15 protein-coding genes are annotated in these 17,535 nt (G+C 65.1%); 8 read left to right on the top strand and 7 right to left on the bottom strand.

Annotation, left to right across the window (positions count from 1 at the left end):
- Positions 1 to 13: 13 nt before the first annotated feature.
- From ACX1DX_RS08710 to ACX1DX_RS08680, 7 genes are all read left to right on the top strand, one after another.
- Entirely contained in the window at positions 14 to 877 is an 864-nt protein-coding gene (locus tag ACX1DX_RS08710; RefSeq protein ID WP_459396284.1) for a sugar phosphate isomerase/epimerase family protein, read from the top strand.
- Positions 878 to 1,039: 162 nt separating this feature from the next.
- Positions 1,040 to 2,581, top strand: a complete 1,542-nt coding sequence (locus ACX1DX_RS08705) for a sugar ABC transporter ATP-binding protein (protein ID WP_459396283.1) — start codon at positions 1,040 to 1,042, stop codon at positions 2,579 to 2,581.
- Positions 2,582 to 2,599: 18 nt separating this feature from the next.
- The gene (locus ACX1DX_RS08700) at positions 2,600 to 3,556 is read left to right on the top strand and encodes an ABC transporter permease (RefSeq protein WP_459396282.1); all 957 of its coding nucleotides are present in this window, start codon (positions 2,600 to 2,602) and stop codon (positions 3,554 to 3,556) included.
- A gap of 31 nt (positions 3,557 to 3,587) precedes the next feature.
- Positions 3,588 to 4,598 (top strand): sugar ABC transporter substrate-binding protein, encoded by a 1,011-nt coding sequence (locus ACX1DX_RS08695; RefSeq protein ID WP_459396281.1) that lies wholly within the window; start codon positions 3,588 to 3,590, stop codon positions 4,596 to 4,598.
- Positions 4,599 to 4,830: 232 nt separating this feature from the next.
- Positions 4,831 to 6,327 (top strand): CoA-acylating methylmalonate-semialdehyde dehydrogenase, encoded by a 1,497-nt coding sequence (locus tag ACX1DX_RS08690; protein WP_459396280.1) that lies wholly within the window; start codon positions 4,831 to 4,833, stop codon positions 6,325 to 6,327.
- Between the two features lie 89 nt (positions 6,328 to 6,416).
- Positions 6,417 to 7,589 carry a Gfo/Idh/MocA family protein gene (locus tag ACX1DX_RS08685; protein ID WP_459396279.1) on the top strand — a complete coding sequence of 391 codons (1,173 nt, stop codon included), beginning with the start codon at positions 6,417 to 6,419 and terminating at the stop codon, positions 7,587 to 7,589.
- Positions 7,586 to 8,596: a sugar phosphate isomerase/epimerase family protein gene (locus tag ACX1DX_RS08680; protein WP_459396278.1), complete on the top strand. Its 1,011-nt coding sequence runs from the start codon at positions 7,586 to 7,588 to the stop codon at positions 8,594 to 8,596. Before ACX1DX_RS08685 ends, ACX1DX_RS08680 begins: the two co-directional genes overlap by 4 nt.
- A 60-nt stretch (positions 8,597 to 8,656) precedes the next feature.
- Here ACX1DX_RS08680 and ACX1DX_RS08675 read toward each other — a convergent pair whose 3' ends face one another.
- The 6 genes from ACX1DX_RS08675 to ACX1DX_RS08650 form a co-directional block, all read right to left on the bottom strand.
- On the bottom strand, positions 8,657 to 9,658 hold the full coding sequence (locus tag ACX1DX_RS08675) for an ABC transporter permease (RefSeq protein ID WP_459396277.1): 1,002 nt from the start codon (positions 9,656 to 9,658) through the stop codon (positions 8,657 to 8,659).
- A 15-nt stretch (positions 9,659 to 9,673) separates the two neighbouring features.
- Positions 9,674 to 11,176, bottom strand: a complete 1,503-nt coding sequence (locus tag ACX1DX_RS08670; protein WP_459396276.1) for a sugar ABC transporter ATP-binding protein — start codon at positions 11,174 to 11,176, stop codon at positions 9,674 to 9,676.
- A gap of 78 nt (positions 11,177 to 11,254) precedes the next feature.
- The gene (locus ACX1DX_RS08665) at positions 11,255 to 12,295 is read right to left on the bottom strand and encodes a sugar ABC transporter substrate-binding protein (RefSeq protein WP_459396275.1); all 1,041 of its coding nucleotides are present in this window, start codon (positions 12,293 to 12,295) and stop codon (positions 11,255 to 11,257) included.
- Between the two features lie 149 nt (positions 12,296 to 12,444).
- On the bottom strand, positions 12,445 to 13,311 hold the full coding sequence (locus tag ACX1DX_RS08660) for a sugar phosphate isomerase/epimerase family protein (RefSeq protein WP_459396274.1): 867 nt from the start codon (positions 13,309 to 13,311) through the stop codon (positions 12,445 to 12,447).
- A gap of 10 nt (positions 13,312 to 13,321) precedes the next feature.
- A complete protein-coding gene (locus ACX1DX_RS08655; protein ID WP_459396273.1) occupies positions 13,322 to 14,326 on the bottom strand; it encodes a Gfo/Idh/MocA family oxidoreductase in 1,005 nt (334 codons plus the stop codon).
- A 6-nt stretch (positions 14,327 to 14,332) separates the two neighbouring features.
- Positions 14,333 to 15,268, bottom strand: coding sequence for a TIM barrel protein (locus ACX1DX_RS08650; protein ID WP_459396272.1), 936 nt, complete (start codon positions 15,266 to 15,268; stop codon positions 14,333 to 14,335).
- 176 nt (positions 15,269 to 15,444) lie between these two features.
- Between ACX1DX_RS08650 and ACX1DX_RS08645 the strand changes: the two genes are divergently transcribed.
- Positions 15,445 to 16,632 (top strand): Gfo/Idh/MocA family protein, encoded by a 1,188-nt coding sequence (locus ACX1DX_RS08645; RefSeq protein ID WP_459396271.1) that lies wholly within the window; start codon positions 15,445 to 15,447, stop codon positions 16,630 to 16,632.
- Here ACX1DX_RS08645 and ACX1DX_RS08640 read toward each other — a convergent pair.
- Positions 16,629 to 17,372: a sulfite exporter TauE/SafE family protein gene (locus ACX1DX_RS08640; RefSeq protein WP_182764140.1), complete on the bottom strand. Its 744-nt coding sequence runs from the start codon at positions 17,370 to 17,372 to the stop codon at positions 16,629 to 16,631. The two genes, ACX1DX_RS08645 and ACX1DX_RS08640, sit on opposite strands and share 4 nt — an antisense overlap.
- Positions 17,373 to 17,535 lie beyond the last annotated feature (163 nt).

Below are 17,535 nucleotides of genomic sequence, written 5' to 3'. Positions count from 1 at the left end.
AAATAGGAGAACCATGAAGATCGCCGGTGCCCCCATCAGCTGGGGCGTATGCGAGGTCCCCGGGTGGGGCTACCAGATGAGCCCCCAGCGGGTGCTCACCGAGATGAAGGAGATCGGCCTCACCGCCACGGAGTTCGGCCCGCAGGGCTGGCTGCCGATCGACGCCGAGGAGCGCGCTGCCGCGGTGCGCGAGTTCGGCCTCAAGCCGGTGGGCTCCTTCTTCCTCGCCGTCATGCACGACCCCGAATTCGATCCCATCCCGCAGGTCAACCAGGAGCTCGACGCGTTCGAGGCGGCCGGGGGCGAGTTCCTCATCCTCGCCGCAGATTCCGGCAGCGAGGGCTACGACGACCGTCCTGTCCTGGACGAGACCGGCTGGCAGACGCTGTTCGGCAACCTCTCGCGCATCACCGAGGTGTGCGCCGCCCGCGGCGTGACCGCCTGCATCCACCCCCATTGGGGCACGATGGTGCAGAACCTCGACGAGGTGGAGCGCGTGCTGGACAACTCGACGGTGGGCCTGTGCCTCGACACCGGTCACCTGAGCGCCGGCGGCGCGGACGTCGTCGACCTGGTGCGCCGTTACGCCGACCGCGTCGACATTGTGCATGCAAAAGATATCCGCAAGGACCTCACGGACCGACTCCTCACTGGCGAGCTCAGCTGGAGCGAGGGCATCAAGGCCGGCATGTTCACTCCCATCGGCCAGGGCGACATCGACTTCTCCGCCATCGTCGCCCTCCTCGACGAGGCCGGCTTCGACGGCTACTACGTGCTCGAGCAGGACATCATGCTCGACGAGGAGCCCCCGGCAGACGGTGGCCCCGTGGCCAACGCGAAGGCCTCACTGGACGCGCTGTCCGCCCTCGCAAGCTGACTCTGCCGGCTCCGGTCTGCGCCCTTTCGCCCCTATGAGACACGAGCAGGTGAATGCGTTATTGTCTAGACAAGACAGGCAAATTCTCAGTAAATGTCTTGACATGACTCATGGTGAGTGTCAGACTTCTCGCAGATGGCTGGCTGACGCAAGGGAGCGGTAATGGCCGAAGAGTTCAGCTTGGAGATGCTCGACATCACCAAGACATTCCCCGGGGTGGTGGCGCTCAACGGTGTCGACCTGCGGGTTCGGAAGGGCGAGGTGATGGCGCTCATGGGGGAGAACGGCGCCGGCAAGTCGACGCTCATGAAGGTGCTCAACGGCATCTATCGTGCGGACTCCGGGAGCGTTTACCTCAACGGTCACGAAGTGAACTTCGCGGGTCCACACGAAGCGATGGCGGCAGGCCTCGCAATGGTGCATCAAGAACTCCTGACGGTGCCCGACATGAGCGTGGCCGAGAACGTTTTCGTCGGGCGCGAGTTGGCCCTTGGCGGCCGGATGTCTCCGGTGGTGGACCTCGGCAGGATGAGGCGGGAAGTGAGGGCCGTCTTCGAGGAAATCGGGATCAATATTGACCCGGCACGCTTGATGCGCACTCTTAGCGTCGCCCAGATGCAGCTTGTTGAGATTGCACGCGCAATTTCCATGAATGCCAGTGTCATTGTCCTTGATGAGCCCACCTCTGCGATCACGGAGACCGAAGCCGAGCTGCTCTTCTCCCAGGTTGAGAAGCTGAAGGCAAAGGGGGTCAGCTTCGTCTACATCTCACACAAGATGGATGAGATCTTTCGCATCGCTGATGCCATCACCGTGCTGCGTGACGGACAGCTCGTCGGTTCCTACCAGGCAGGGGAACTGGATGACGACAAGCTCATCACTCTCATGGTGGATCGCGAGCTCGATGAGATGTTCCCGGATCGGTCCACTGAAATCGGCGGGGTCGTCCTCGAACTCGACTGCATCTCATCCGATCGCGCCGTGGATGTGTCCCTCGGCGTGCGGTCAGGTGAAGTGTTGGGCCTCGCCGGCCTCGTCGGCGCTGGCCGATCTGAGCTCATGGAGGCGGTCGTCGGCATCCGTCCGGTCACGGCCGGTGAGATCCGCATTGATGGCGACCCGCGACGCATCGCCCATCCAGCGGACGCCGTCAAGGAGGGCATCGCCTTCGTCACCGAGGATCGGAAGGGCACCGGTCTGAACCTCATTGCGTCAGTCGCGGAGAACATCGCGACGGTGGCCTTGAAGAAGTTCTCACGGGCTGGCGTGGTGAGTCGCAATGCCCAGCGCGATGCCGCCGTCAAAGCCGTCGACCGGCTCAGGGTCAAGACTCCGAACGTGCAGACGCCTGTGCTTAACCTCAGTGGCGGCAATCAGCAGAAGGTGGTGCTCGCCAAGTGGCTCGAGAGTGATCCGAAGGTCATCATCCTCGATGAACCGACGCGAGGGATCGATGTGGGGGCCAAGCAGGAGATCTACAGGCTCATCAACCTGCTTGTAGCCAACGGCCTGGCGGTGATCATGATCTCGTCCGAGATGAATGAACTGATTGGCATGGCTGATCGGATAGCGGTCATGTGCGAAGGGCGCCTGACGGGGCAACTCACCAAGGGCGAGTTCGACTCCGAACGGATTCTGGCGCTCGCCTCTAAGTTCGTCAGCACCGAGGCTGCGGCTTCGGAAACCCTCATCGACAACGAATAAGACCTGAAGGATCGCATCGTGGCAATCAAGGGAAGTGTTGTGAACTACCTCCGGGATTTCGGCATCCTGGTGGTACTGGTGCTGCTGATCGCCTTTTTCATGGTGATCTCACCCGAAGGTTTTGCTCAGCCTGGGAACCTCATCAATGTGGTCCGACAAGCGGCCATCAACGGGATCATCGCCACCGGCATGATGTTCGTGATCATCTCCGGAGGCATTGACCTATCGTCCGGGTCGACGGTGGCCTTGGCGGGGGTGGTGTCAGCCACGATGGCCATCTCCGGCCTGCCGCTGAGCGTGGCAATTTTCGGCGGGCTGCTGGCTGGCGCCGGCGTCGGCTTCGTCAATGGCTTCGGCGTCGCATATCTAGGCCTGCCAGCCTTCATCATCACGCTGGCCACCATGACGGGTGTCAGAGGGTTGGCGCTCATCCTCAGCGGCGGCGCACCGGCCTTCGGGTTGCCCCCTGAGTTCGCCAACATCGCCTCCAGCGTGTTGTTTTCCGGCGTGCCCATCCTCGTGCTCTATTTCGTCCTCGTCATCGTCGGTGCCGGCTTTGTGCTCAACCGCACCATCTTCGGCCGCCGCGTCTACACGATCGGCGGGAACGAGGAGGCAGCCATCGTCTCTGGCATCCGCACGAAGCGCTACCTACTGGGTGTCTATACCTTAGCCGGCACCCTGGCCGGTTTCGCCGGCATCCTCGTGGCCTCCCGCACCATGCAGGGCTCGCCGACGGCCGGCGTCGGCTATGAGCTTGATGCCATCGCCGCCGTCGTCATCGGTGGCGTCAGTATGAGCGGCGGCTCCGGCAAGTGGTACGGCACCCTCATTGGTGCGCTGCTCATCGCGGTCATGAGCAGTGGCCTCGACATCCTCGGCGTCGATTCCAACTATCAGGCCATCATCAAGGGCGCCATCATCGCGATCGCTGTCTACTTCGATCAGCGCAGCAAGAACCTTATCTCCAAGTAACTCGCTCAACTCCGCTCCGGAAGGACCAACCATGCGCAAGCTCATCCAACTGATCATCGGGGTCGTGATGGTGGCACTGTTCGCCGCCTGCACCCCGGCCACCGAAATCAATCAGCCCGGGACAGACTCCTCATCGCCTGCGGGCTCCGAGACCAACGGCGGCGGAACGGCCACCGAGTCCAAGGAGATCGCCCTGTTCATGACCCACATGAGCAACGAATTCACCATCACCCTCTCCAATGCCGTGAAGGCTCAGGTTGAAGAGCGCGGGTACACGTTCCGCGTCTACGATGCCCAGAAGGATGCCGAACGGCAGCAGACGCAGATCGAGCAGGCTGTCGGGCTCGGCGTCGGGGCGATCGTGATTGAGCCCGTCTCCGTCGACGGCGTCGTGCCGGCTGTCAGGGCGGCCAATCAGGCCGGCGTGAACATCATCATCGTCAACCAGCGCATCAGTGAGCCCGACTTGGCCGCCGCATACATCGGTGCTGACGCCGTCAAGACGGGCCGGATCGTGATGGAGCAGGTTGCGGAGGATTTGGGGAATGAAGGCGACCTCGCCCTCCTGCTCGGCCCCATGGGTTCTGATGGTCAGGTCGGTCGTTCCGCAGGTTTCCAGGAGGTCATCGATGCCAACGAAGGCTTCCAGGTCGTGTTCGACGGCGCCGCCAACTGGGAGACCGCGCCGGCCCTCACGATGGTCGAGAACTGGCTCAACTCGGGCAAGAACGTCGACGCCATTGTGTCGCAAAATGACGGCATGGCCATCGGTGCCGCACAGGCTGTGCAGGATGCCGGTCTGGGGGACAAGGTCAAGATCTACGGCGTCGACGCCACGTCAGAGGGTCTGCAGGCCGTCATTGACGGCAGGATGACCGCCACCATCGGCCAAGGCACCTCCGAGCAGGGCCGCCTGGCTGCTGACGCAGCGGCTGATCTCATCGAGGGTAAGGACGTCGAGGCCGAGACCATCGTTGAGAACGAGGTGTTTACGCAGGAGAACGCCCAGGAGGCGCTTGACGCCATAAAGAACGCTGGCTGAGTGTTCGTTTCGCAGACCGTCGCTGGCGTCGCAGACAGTTCACTGTCTGCGACGCCAGCTCCGGTCTACGACCTCGGCCGAGTGTCTCCGACGAGGGATGCTGCTGGGCAGGTCCGCTTTGTGTAGGCAAAATAGTGCAGCTCCGGAGCGCAAGAATTCTTGTACCGCGCGGCAGATAGTGCTAATGTACTAACAAATGGGCGCAGGTGCCCGTCACCCGGAAGGTTGAGCCATGACTGAGACCATCACCCACTGGATCGGCGGAGCCCCGTACGAGGGCTCGCCCACACACCGCATCCCCGTGGAGAACCCGGCAACCGGTGAGGTGACCGGTGAGCTGCTCGCCGCGTCGCTCGCCGACATCGACCATGCCGTCGAGGTTGCCCGCGAAGCGCAGAAGAGCTGGGCCGCGACCTCGCTGGCCAAGCGCACCGCCATCATGTTCAAGATGCGCGAGCTCGTGCTTGCGAACCAGGACGAGCTGGCCAAGGCCATCGTGGCCCAGCACGGCAAGGACTACGGCGACGCGATCGGCGAGATCCAGCGCGGCCGCGAAACCCTCGACTTCGCCTGCGGCATCAACACTGCCCTCAAGGGCGACCACTCCTACGACATCTCCTCCGGCGTGGACATCCACAGCATCCGCCAGCCCGTCGGGGTCGTCGCGGGCGTGTGCCCCTTCAACTTCCCGGTCATGGTCCCGATGTGGATGCACCCCATCGCCATCGCCACCGGCAACGCCTTCATCCTGAAGCCCGCCACCCCGACGCCCACCGCGTCGCTGGTCGTGGCCCGGCTCTACAAGGAGGCCGGCCTCCCCGACGGGGTCTTCAACGTCGTCGCCGGCGACGTCGAGACCGTCACAGGTCTGCTCGAGCACAAGGGCATCGACGCCATCTCCTTCGTGGGCTCCACCCCGGTGGCCCACATCATCCAGGAGAAGGCCACCCTGGCAGGCAAGCGCGTCCAGGCGCTCGGCGGCGCGAACAACCACGCCATCGTCATGCCCGACGCGGACCTCGAGTTCGCCGCCCAGCACATCTCCGCTGCGGCCTTCGGTGCCGCCGGTGAGCGGTGCATGGCGCTGCCGGTCGTCGTCGCCGTCGGCGGTGTGGAGGACAAGCTCGCCGAGCTGGTCAAGGCCAACGGCGCCAAGATCAAGGTGGGCTTCGGGCTCGACGAGGGCGTCCAGATGGGCCCCGTCATCACCCGCAAGGCGCAGGAGCGCATCAAGGGCCTCATCACCGACGCCGAGGAGCGTGGCGCCGAGGTGGTGCTCGACGGCCGCGACCTCACCGTCGACGGCTACGAGGATGGCTTCTGGGTTGGTCCCACCGTCCTGAAGAACGTCCCGCTGGATGCCCCGGCGTACCACCAGGAGATCTTCGGCCCTGTGCTCACCATCGTGGTGGCGGACAGCTACCACGAGGCCATCGAGATCGTGAACGGTTCCCCGTTCGGTAACGGCGCCGCGATCTTCACCAACGACGGTGGTGTCGCCCGCCGCTTCGAACTCGACGTGCAGGCCGGCATGGTGGGCATCAACGTGCCGATCCCGACCCCCGTCGCCTACTACTCATTCGGTGGCTGGAAGGATTCGCTGCTCGGCGACCACCACATCCACGGCCCCGAGGGCGTGTCCTTCTACACGCGCCTGAAGGCTGTCACCAGCCGCTGGCCCTCCGAGCGTACTTTCGAAGCGACCATGTCCTTCAAGCGCGAAGAGTGAGCTCGTCCACCACCTAGACAACGAAAGAGCCCGGTACCTGTGCCGGGCTCTTTCGTCAACGTATACCCACCGACATCAAGGAGGATGCCGTGACTATTTCTGTGGCCGTCATCGGAGCCGGCATGGCCGGCAAAGCCCACGCAGCCGCGTATCGCGTCGCGCCCACCCTGTACCAGTCCACCCTGCCGCCGATCCGGTTCAAGACCATCGCCGACATCAACGCAGAGCTCGGCGAGGCCACCGCCCGTCGCTACGGCTACGAAGAGTCGGTCACGGACTGGCGCGCCATCGCCGATGACCCGGAGATCGACGTCGTCAGCGTCGTCATCGCCAACAGCCTCCACCTCGAGGTGGTCCGCGGGCTGCTCGAGGCCGGAAAACACGTGCTGTGTGAGAAGCCGCTCAGCGACACACTCGAATCGGGCCGCGAGATGGCCCGCTTGGCCCGCGAGGCCAGCTCCGTGGCCCGCATCGGGCTCACCTACCGCCGCACCCCCGGCGTGGCCGCGATCCAGCGCTGGATCGCCGACGGCACCCTGGGCCGCCCGCTGCACTTCAGCGGTCGGTACTGGTGTGACTACTCCTGCTCGCCGAAGGCGCCCATGAGCTGGCGCTACAAGGGGCCGATGGGCTCCGGCGCGCTGGGTGATGTCGGCAGCCACCTGACCTACATCGCAGAGTTCCTCGGCGGCCCGGTCCAAGCCGTGTCCGGTGGGGTCATGAGCACCGTCATCACAGAGCGGCCGCTTCCGCTGCGCGCCACGGTGGGCCACGCGCACGTCGAGGTCTCGGACCAGACAGAACCCGTCGAGAACGACGACTACGCCACCTTCAGCGCGCACCTGCGCGACTGCGACGCCAGCCTGGAGGTCTCCCGCGTGGCGGCCGGTTACCCGAACGGCCTCAACTTCGAGGTGTTCTGCGAGAACGGCGCGGCCAGCTACCACCAGGACACCCCCTCGCAGGTGCGCCTGTACCTGCACGACGACAGGCCGGGCACCAACGGGTACCGCACCGTGAACCTCGGCTCGGACCACCCCTACGTGCAGGGCGGTATGCCCATGGACGTCTCCGGTGTCGGCTTCGGGCAGAACGAGGGCTTCGCCTTCCAGGCGCGTGCCTTCCTGGAGGAGGTGGCGGGGCTCCCCGAGGCGGAGTCGCTGCCGCGGAACGCGACGTTCGACGACGGCGTCCACAACATGGAGATCCTCGCGGCCGTGGCTGAATCGGCCGCCGACAACGGAAAGAAGGTGACGCTGTGAGACTCGGTGTCTACAACGCAGTCCTCCACGACCGCTCGCTCGAAGAGGCGCTGGCGGTCATCGCCGGCTGCGGCCTGGAGGGGATCGAGGTAAACTCCGGCGGGTTCCTGCCCCCGGTGCACATCCCCGACATTGCCGAGATCGCCGTCGACCCGGCTGCGGCGAAGAAGTACCTCGCACGCTTCGACGGCACCGGTGTCGTCCTGGCGGGCCTCAACTGCAACGGCAACCCGTTGCACCCCAACGCCACCATCGGGGACAAGCACGCCGAAGACATCCGCGTGTCGATCCGGGCGGCGGCGGCCCTGGGCCAGAACCGGGTCGTGACCATGTCCGGCCTTCCCGGCGGGGAGCCCGGCGCCACGCTGCCGAACTGGATCGTCAACGCGTGGAACTCCGCCTCGCTCGACGTGCTCGACCACCAGTGGGAGATCGCAGCGCCCTTCTGGGCCGAGATCGACAAGCTGGCGGGGGACCACGGCGTGAAGGTCGCCCTGGAACTGCACCCCCAGAACCTGGTGTTCAACGCCCGCGACGTCCGCAAGCTCGTGGACCTCATCGACGCCAAGCACATCGGCGTGGAGTTGGACGCCTCGCACCTCTTCTGGCAGCAGGCCGACCCCATCGCCGTCGCCCGCGACCTCGGCCCCCTGATCTACCAGGCGGCAGCCAAGGACGTGCGGATCAACACCCGCCACGCCGCGCTCAACGGCGTGCTGGACAACGGCTTCCGCCGCCTGCGCGAGGACGAGGACCGCACCAACCTGGGTGGCGACGAGTGGGCCAACGAGTGGCCCAAGGATTCGTCGTGGGACTTCGTGGCGCTGGGCAAGGGCCACGACGTGGAGTACTGGGCCGAGTTCATCTCCGCCCTCCACGAGATCGATCCCGACATGTGGCTCAACATCGAACACGAGGACACCGAGCTCGGGCGGGTGGAGGGCCTCGAGGCCGCCGCCGAGGTGCTCATCGACGCCAAGGACCGGTGGGCATCCCGTCGGGCATGACCCCCAGAGACCAGGAAGGCCCGGAGCATCAGCTCCGGGCCTTTCTCGTGTTGTGGGTGACTAGCGGTTCTTGCGCTCGTCGATGATGATGGCGACCACGATGATGGCGCCCTTGACGACCATCTGCATGAACGGGGAGACGTTCATCAGGTCCAGGCCGTTGTTGATCACCCCGATGATCAGGGCGCCGACGATCACGCCCCAGACGGTGCCCACACCGCCGGAGAACGAGGTGCCGCCGATGACGGTGGCGGTGATGGCGTCGAGCTCGATGGTCATGCCCAACTGCGGGTTACCGGAACCGATGCGGGCGGCCAGAATGAGGCCGGCGAGACCTGAGAGCGTACCGATCAGCGCGTAGATGTAGAACTGCGCCTTGTCGATGTTGATGCCGGAGACCCGGGCGGCCTGGTCGTTGCCACCGATGGCGTAGACGTGGCGGCCGAAGCGGGTGCGGTTGAGCACCACCCAGATGATGCCAGCGCACAGCGCCAGCAGGTACACCGGGATGGGGATGCCCAGGAAGCGGCCCTGGCCCAGCCAGTTGAAGCCGTCGGCCAGCTGCGAGATGGGGCGTCCGCCGGTGTAGATCAGGGCGACGCCGCGGGCGGCAGTCAACATGCCCAGCGTGGCGATGAACGGGGGGATCCGGAACACTGCGACGAGGCCGCCGGTGACGGCGCCCACCAGGGTGCCCACCAGCAGGCCGGCGAGGATCGGCACGATGACCGGAAGCGCCGGGAGATTCTCGAAGAACGGCAGTGCAGCGGTGCGCTCCTGCGCCAGCGAGGCGGCGATCACTGCCGACAGGCCCACGATCGCCCCGACGGAGAGATCGATGCCCTTCGTGATGATCGCGAACATCATGCCCAGCGCGATGATCCCGATGGGGGCGACCTGGACGATGACGTTCAGGAGGTTGTCGATGCGCAGGAAGCTGCCACCGGTGATGATGGCGAGCACGACCACGAACCCGATGAGGATCAGGAGGATCGCATATGTGTTGAAGAATCCCTTGGTGTCGAACTTGGGTCTCGACTTGATGGAGGCTTCAGAGGACATGCTGTGGAGTCCTTTCTAGGCGGCGGCGTTGCCGCCGGTGGCGAGGTGCATGATGGATTCTTGAGTTGCTTCTTCGCGGCTCAGTTCGCCGGAGAGGCGGCCCTCGTGCATGACGAGGATGCGATCACTCATACCGAGGATCTCAGGCAGTTCGGAGGACACCATGATCACGGCCTTGCCCTGCTGCGCCAGCATGGACATCAGGTGGTGGATCTGGCTCTTGGCGCCGACGTCGATACCGCGGGTGGGTTCATCGATCATCAGAATGTCGGGTTCAGTCAGGAGCCAGCGTGAGATCAGCGCCTTCTGCTGGTTACCACCGGACAGATTCTGGATGCGCTGGCTGAGCGACGGTGTCTTCACCGACAGTTGTTCCCGCTGCTGCTGACACGCCCTCTGCACCCTGCGGGTCTGCATGAAGCCGTAGCGTGAGAATGTAGTCAGGGCGGCCACGGACATGTTGTCGCGGACCGACAGCACGCCCATGATGCCGTTCAGCTTGCGGTCCTCGGTAAGGAGCCCGATGTTCGCGGCGATGGCGTCCTTCGGCTGACGGATCTTCACCGGTTTGCCGTGGACGAGGATCTCGCCACTCTCGGCCGGCTGCATGCCGAAGATGGTCTCCAGCACTTCCGTCCGTCCAGCGCCCATGAGGCCGGCGATGCCCAGGATCTCACCGCGGCGCAGTTGGAAGGAGACATCCTTCACCAGGGCGCCGCGCTCCAGGTTGCGCACCTCCAGGACCACTTCGCCGATCTCGGTGTCGAGCTTGGGGAAGAGGTTGGTGAGTTCGCGGCCCACCATCATCGTGATGAGTTGGTCCCGGTCCAGTTCGGAGGCAGGCTTCGTTGCCACGTGCCTGCCGTCGCGGAAGATCGTGACGTCGTCGGAGATCGTGAAGACCTCGTCCATCTTGTGGGTGATGTAGATGATCGCCACCCCGGATTCGCGGAGGCGCCGGACCATGCCGTGCAGGTGCTCCACCTCGCGTTCGGGGATGGCGGAGGTGGGTTCGTCCATGATGATGATCTGCGAGTCGTAGCTGATCGCCTTGGCGATCTCCACCATCTGCTGGCGGGCGACGGTGAGCTTCTTCATGCGGGTGCGGGGCGGGATATCCATGTCCCACTCGTCCAGCAGCGCCTGCGTCTTGCGCACCATCTCTTCGGGGTCCACCAGCCCGAACCTGTTGCGGGGTTCGCGCCCCAGCCAGATGTTCTCTGCCACCGTCATCTCCGGTACTGGAGACAGTTCCTGGTGGATCATCGAGATGCCGTTGTTCAGGCCGTCGCGGGTGGAGGTGAACTCCTTGAGCTCACCGTTGATCTTCACGGTGCCGGCATCGGGCTGGTACATGCCGATGAGCACTTTCATCAGAGTGGACTTGCCAGCGCCGTTCTCGCCCATCAGGGCGTGCACGGTGCCGCGTCGCACCACCACGCTCACGTCGTCGAGCGCGACGACTCCGGGAAACGTTTTACGGATTCCCTCCATCTCAAGGATCACGTCATTCGTCATATGTCTCTCCTGCCCTCGTTGGCTGGTGCGGGAATGGAGGTGGGGGCCGCCGGTTCCGACGTCCCCCACCGTTTCAGATCACTTGAACTCGTTGATGTTCTCCGGAGTCACCAGCAGGTAGGGGACATCGATCACCGAAGGAACGGCGTCGCCGTTGTAGAGGCGGATGGCGGTGTCCACACCGCCGGCGCCCTGACCCTTGGCGTCCTGGAACACGGTGACCTCGAGTTCACCGGCCTCCATCGCGACGAGCGCGTCGCTGGTGGCGTCCACGCCCCCGATGACCACGTCCTCGAGCTGGCCGGCGGCCTTGAGTGCCTGGATGGCGCCGAGCGCCATCTCGTCGTTGTTGGAGCAGATGATGTCGATCTGGTCGCCGGACTGGATCCAGTTCTCCGTGATGGAGAGGCCCTTGTCGCGGTACCAGTTGCCGGCCTGCTCGCGGATGAGCTTCAGGCCCTCATGCTCGTCGATGACGTCCTTGCAGCCCTGCGTGCGCATCTGAGCCGCTTCCTGTGACGGGTCGCCCTGCAGGATGGCGACGTTGCCTTCCCAGTTGATGAGTTCGCCGAGAGCCTCCATCTGGAGCTGGCCGGCGATCAGCGAGTTGGAACCCACGTAGGGGATGTCGGCCGGCAGCGCGGCTGGGCGGCGGTTCACGTAGACCAGCGGGATGTCGGCGGCGGTGGCGGCCGAGGTGATCGGATCCGTGGCGTCGGTGTCCTGGGGGAGGACGATGATCGCGTCCATGTCCTGGCTGATGAAGTTCTCGATCTGGCTCAGCTGCATGTCCGCACGCTCCTGAGCGGAAACGACGACCAACTCGACGCCGGCCTCCTCGGCGCGCGCCGTCATGCCGTCGGCCACGGTCTGGAGGAACTGGTCCAGGATGGGGAAGGCGGCACCGATCTTCAGCTTCTTGCCGTCCTTGGGCTTGACGACTTCACTGGGCTGGTACTCCTCGGTGGCGCCGCTGCTGGGCTGTTCGCTGGAGCCGGCGGACTCGTTGGTGGTGCCACCGTTGGCGGTGGTCTCTTCAGGCGTGCCTGCGGTGGTGCCGCAGGCGGTCAGAGTGAAGGCCACCGCAGCTGCGATGCCTACCTTGAGAAGTCGCGTCATTGTTGTTCCTACTTTCGTCGGGGTGCGACCTTGCACCCGGATCAGTGGTTGCCGGTTGGCGCAGCCGCCGGCACTGAACTCAGCGTGCTGGAATCCGGCTGGTTTGTCAAGACAATTACTGGATCGTTATGAACATGGAATGTTCTGTGTCAGCGGGACAGCTCCGCCTCGATACGCTCCCTCATGCGCACGTGGATGGCGTCGGCCTCCTCTTCCCAACCGAAGACGCAGACGGACAGGGCGCCGTCGTAGTCCGTGTCGCGGAGGTGACCGAACGCGTCCTCCCACGGCACTTCGCCGTGGCCGATCTCGTTGTGCTGGTGGATCCTCGCATCGACGCCGGGTGGGTTGATGATGTAGCGGTTGCCGACGTTGGCCAGATGGTTGTACACGTCCGCGACGTGCACGTGCGCCAGGCGGTCGCCCGCGTACTCCATGAGCGAGCGCACGTCAGTGCTGCCCTGGCCGAGGTAGAACATGTGCGGCAGGCAGAACTGGTAGTTGAACCAGGGTTTGTTCACGCCCCGCACGATCTGCACCGCTCTGTCGTTGGTCTCCACGAAGTCGTACGGATGTGCTTCGACGGCACACTCCTGCCCCCGCTTCTCGAAGAACGGAATGAGCTCCTCCATGGATCGGTAGAACTGGCCCTCGCTGATCAGCGGCTGGTTCGGGTCACCCGAGTACTCCGTCGCGATGAGGGGCACCTCGAGGTCCTCAGCGATCTCGAGGAGCCGTTTCCAGTTGCGCACCTGGTGCTGGCGTTCCATCTCGTTGGGCGAGGCCCAGTTGAACACCGGGTTGAGCGACCAGATCCGCACGCCCGTTTCGACCATTGCCTTCTTGACCCGGGCGATCTCGGCGTCGTCCACCTTGGGGTAGTGGTGCCATTCGTGGAAGTCGGCGCGAGGGGAGAGCTCGATGTACTCGTACCCGAGGTCGGCCGCCTTCCGGAGCTCCTCCGCGACGGTGAGGTGGGGGTGGTACATCGAGGGATCGAGCAGGATCTTGACCATGGGTGCCTCCTCAGGCGTAGAAGTCGGGCTTCGGCATCATGGCGATGTCGACATCGCCGTCTGCAGTGAGCGCGCGCACGCCGGCGTCGCAGACGACCGCGGCGGCATAGCCGTCCCAGCTCGTGGAGCCGGTGTGGCGGTCCTGGGCCACTGCCGTGATCCATTCCTGCACCTCGGTGACGAAGGCGGCATCGAAGCGTTGGTTGTGGTCCATCGTGAGACGGTTGCGCCGGCCATGGGCATCGGCGCGTTGAACCAGCTCCTGGTCGCCCAACCGCACAGCGCCTGTCTCCCCGACCAGTTCACACTGGATGTCGTAGCCGTACTGGCAGTTGACGAACACCTCGTCGTCGACCCGCACGCCGGATTCTGTGGTGAGGATGAGGACCAGCGGATCCTGCAGGTGTTCGAAGCGCAGCGACGTCTTCTTCGGCTTGTCCACGCGGGCGGAGACGAACTCCTCGCCCAACAGCCAGCGCATGGTGTCGATCTCGTGGATCGCGGTGTCGTTGATGGCCATGTCCCAGGTGTAGAAGTCCGGCACCGTGGGGTTGCGGTGCGCGCAGTGCACCATCAGCGCCTCGCCCACCTCGCCGTCGTCCAGGATGCGCTTCAGCTCGCGGTACGAGGCATCGAAGCGGCGCATGAATCCGACGGTGACCAGCTTCTTGCCGGCCTCCTGTTCGGCCGCCATGATCTCCGCACATTCCTCGGCGGTGGGGGCGAGGGGTTTCTCGCAGAACACGTACTTGCCGGCGCGGATCGCGGCGATCACATCCGGCTTGTGGGCCGGGCCGTGGCTCGTGATCATGACAGCGTCGACCTCGGGGGAGTCGATCAGATCCTCCGCCGAGGCGAAGGCGATGCCGCCGATCTCTTCGGCGACAGCGCGGGCGTTCTCCGCGTTGACGTCGGAGACCGCGACGACGCGGCCGCCGGAGATCACGGTATGGATGCGCTCGATGTGGGCCCGGCCCATGCCGCCGGGCCCGATCATGCCGATGCGAAGGGTCATGTCAGCTCACTTCTGGCCGAGGCCGATGGAGGCCAAGTACTCGCGCACCTTGATGGCGTTGGGCAGGGGGTAGGCGGGGTCACACCCGTACATGTCCTGTTCGCAGATCACGTACAGGTCCTTGTCCAGGTCGGCCAGCGCCTCGATCAGCGTGGGCATGTCCGGCTCGCCCTCCGGGGGAGGCACGGAACAGCCGGCCTTCACGGCCTTGACGAACGGCCAGTCCTCGTCGTGGGCCTGCTTGACGATCTTCGGATCCATGGCCTTGATGTGCACGTACTGGATGCGGTCGGGGTAGCTCTTGATGAGGTCGATGTTGTCCGCCATGCCGTAGACGATGTGGCCGGTGTCGAGGCAGAAGCCGACGTACTCCGGGTCGGTGGCCTGGAAGATGCGGTCGATGTCCTCGCGGGTCTCGATGTGCGAGTCGCCGTGGGGATGCAGCACCAACTGCAACCCGTAGTCGTCCTTCATCATCCGCCCGAGGCGGTTGGCGTTGTTCACGTAGAGGTCCCACGCGGCACCGTCGAGATGCCGGACGTCGGTGAAGGCGCCGGTGTGCTCGTCGCGGAACATGGGTGGCAGGTGGACGACGTACTCGGCGCCCACCGCGGCATGGGTCTCGCCGACGCGGCGGAAGAGGTCTTCGGTGGTCGCCCAGGCTTCAGCCTGGTGCAGGACGCCCCAGGCGGTGCCGGCGACGACCGTGAAACCGCGCTTGGCCATCTCCTCTGCGAGGCGCTTGGGCTCGGTCGGGAAGTAGCCGAAGGGGCCCGTCTCCATGATCGAGAAGCCGGCCTCCGCCATTTCGTCGAGAGCCTTCTCCCAGGGGATCTGGTGGGGATCCTCCGGGAACCAGACGCCCCACTGGTCGGGGCACACGCCGACGGCGAGCTTCGAGTAACGGGGGTCGGTGTCACGAACCTTGGATTGACGTTCCACGGCGGTCCTCTCGGGATGGCACTACATTGGGCTCACGCTCAGGCTAGAGCCCTTCTTATGTACTGTCAATAGTCGGCCCCACCCAGCGCTGGGATGCCATTGCGCAGATCAAGCGGTCTGCTATGTTATGACAACATACGTAGTGCTCCAGGGGCACGTTCTGAAGGGTGGGTCCAATGGCGGATCGCAGCATCGGTGTGGGAGTTATCGGTCTCGGGTGGATGGGGCGGCTGCATTCGCGCAGCTACCGCGCCCTCGCGGAGAAGTTCCCTGAGCTCGGCGCCACGGTTCGGCTGGTGAGCGCGTGTGACGCGCAGCCCGAGACGCGGAAGGCCGCTGTGGACGGCATGGGATTCCAGCGGGCGGTGGAGGACTACCGCGAGGTGATCGCCGACCCCGAGGTGGAGGTCGTGTCCATCTGCTCGCCCAACTTCCTCCATCGCGAGATCGCCCTCGCCGCGGCCGCCGCCGGCAAGCCGTTCTGGATCGAGAAGCCGATGGGCACCAACGCCGCGCAGTCGCGCGACATCGCCGAGGCCGCGCGTGCCGCCGGGGTGGTGACCGCCGTCGGCTTCAACTACCGCCACACGCCGGCCATCGAGCGGGCCCGCGAACTGATCCGCGGCGGCCGTCTCGGCCGGATCACCAACGTGCGCTGTTGGCTGATCGCCGACTACGCCTCGTCGCCGGACGGGCCGCTCACCTGGCGCGACAGCCGTGAATACGGCGGCAGCGGTGTCATCGGCGACCTGATGAGCCACGGCGTCGACCTCGTGCAGTACCTGGTGGGGCGCATCGAATCGGTGACCGCAGCCACCGGGCAGTTCATCACCGAGCGCCCCATCCCGCTCAAGGCCGGCGTCGGGCACAGCGGCTGGGAGGTCAGCGACAAGAAGGGTCCCGTGGAGAACGAGGACTGGATCGCGATGATCGGTCGCCTGGAGGGCGGGGCCCTGGCCACGCTCGAGGCCAGCCGTGTGGCCACCGGCCCGCGAGCCGAGTACATCGTCGAGGTGTACGGTTCCGACGGTTCGGTGCGCTGGAACTTCGAACACCTCAACGACCTGCTGGTGGCCGTGGGACGTGGTCAGGAGTTCACCGGCTACACGCACGTCATGGCGGGGCACGATTTCCCGCGCTTCGGCAACTTCCAGCCCTCCCCTGGTACGTCGATGGGCTTCGACGACCTGAAGGTCGTCGAGGCGTCCCAGTTCATCGGGTCGGTGCTCACCGGCCAGCAGTTGGCCCCGTCGGTCTATGACGGGCTGGCGGCCGCTGAGATCGACGAAGCCGCCATGGCGTCGGCCGCCGACGGCCGGTGGCACGACGTGCCCTCGGTCGACGGCGTGACGTACAACCGTTAACGCAGTAGGTACAGCGACGAGATGATCGTCAGCCCGATGACCAGTCGGGTGAAGAGGCGCTGATCCAGGCGCCGGATCCAGCGGCGGCCCGCGAAGGCGCCGAGGAGGACCACCGGCGCCAGGATCGCGAGCATGGGGAGTGTCTCCACCCGGAACAGGCCGAGGCCGATGGAGAACGGCAGCTTCGCCACGTTGATGGCGAAGAAGAACCAGGCCTGCGTGGCGATGAAGCGCATGACGTCGAAGCGCGCCGCCACGAAGTAGAGCGTCATCACCGGGCCGCCCGCATTGGCGGCCATGCTGGTGAACCCGCCCAGTGCGCCGTAGAGGCCGCGGACATGGGGATTGGCCAGCGTGTCATCGCTGCTCAGGACGCCGCGGCGCATCAGGTACAGGGTCAACGCGGTGAGGGTCAGCAGGATGACTCCGATGGAGCGGCGCATCACGGTGTCGTCGCTGAAGGCGAGCAGTGCTGCGCCCAGCACGAGGCCCACCACGACCGACGGCGCCAGGCGCCGCAGCGCCCGGAAGTCGACGTTGTGGCGGTAGACGTACACGGCCAGCAGGTCCCCGACGAGCAGGAGCGCCAGGAGCGCTGCCGTCGATTCCCTGGCCGGGAGGACCGCTGCGAAGACGGCCACCGAGATGATGGCTGCTCCTGGAACGGCCGTCTTCGCGACGCCGATCAACAGCGCTGCGGCCACGAGGGCGGCCCAACTCAACGGGGCCAGATCAACCATATGGGAGAGCCTACTGGCACGCAGAGCATGTGTGTACATGGTGACCACGCCCGAGGGGTGGGACGTCGCCGAAGCCGCGAATCAGTTGAATCGTACGCCATAAGGGTGAATGAGAACGTTAGCATTTACCCTTGACGTACGTTAACATTGCTCATACAATTGC

Source organism: Tessaracoccus zhenghani, from assembly GCF_054552775.1.
This window is presented reverse-complemented; position numbering and strand designations above follow the sequence as displayed.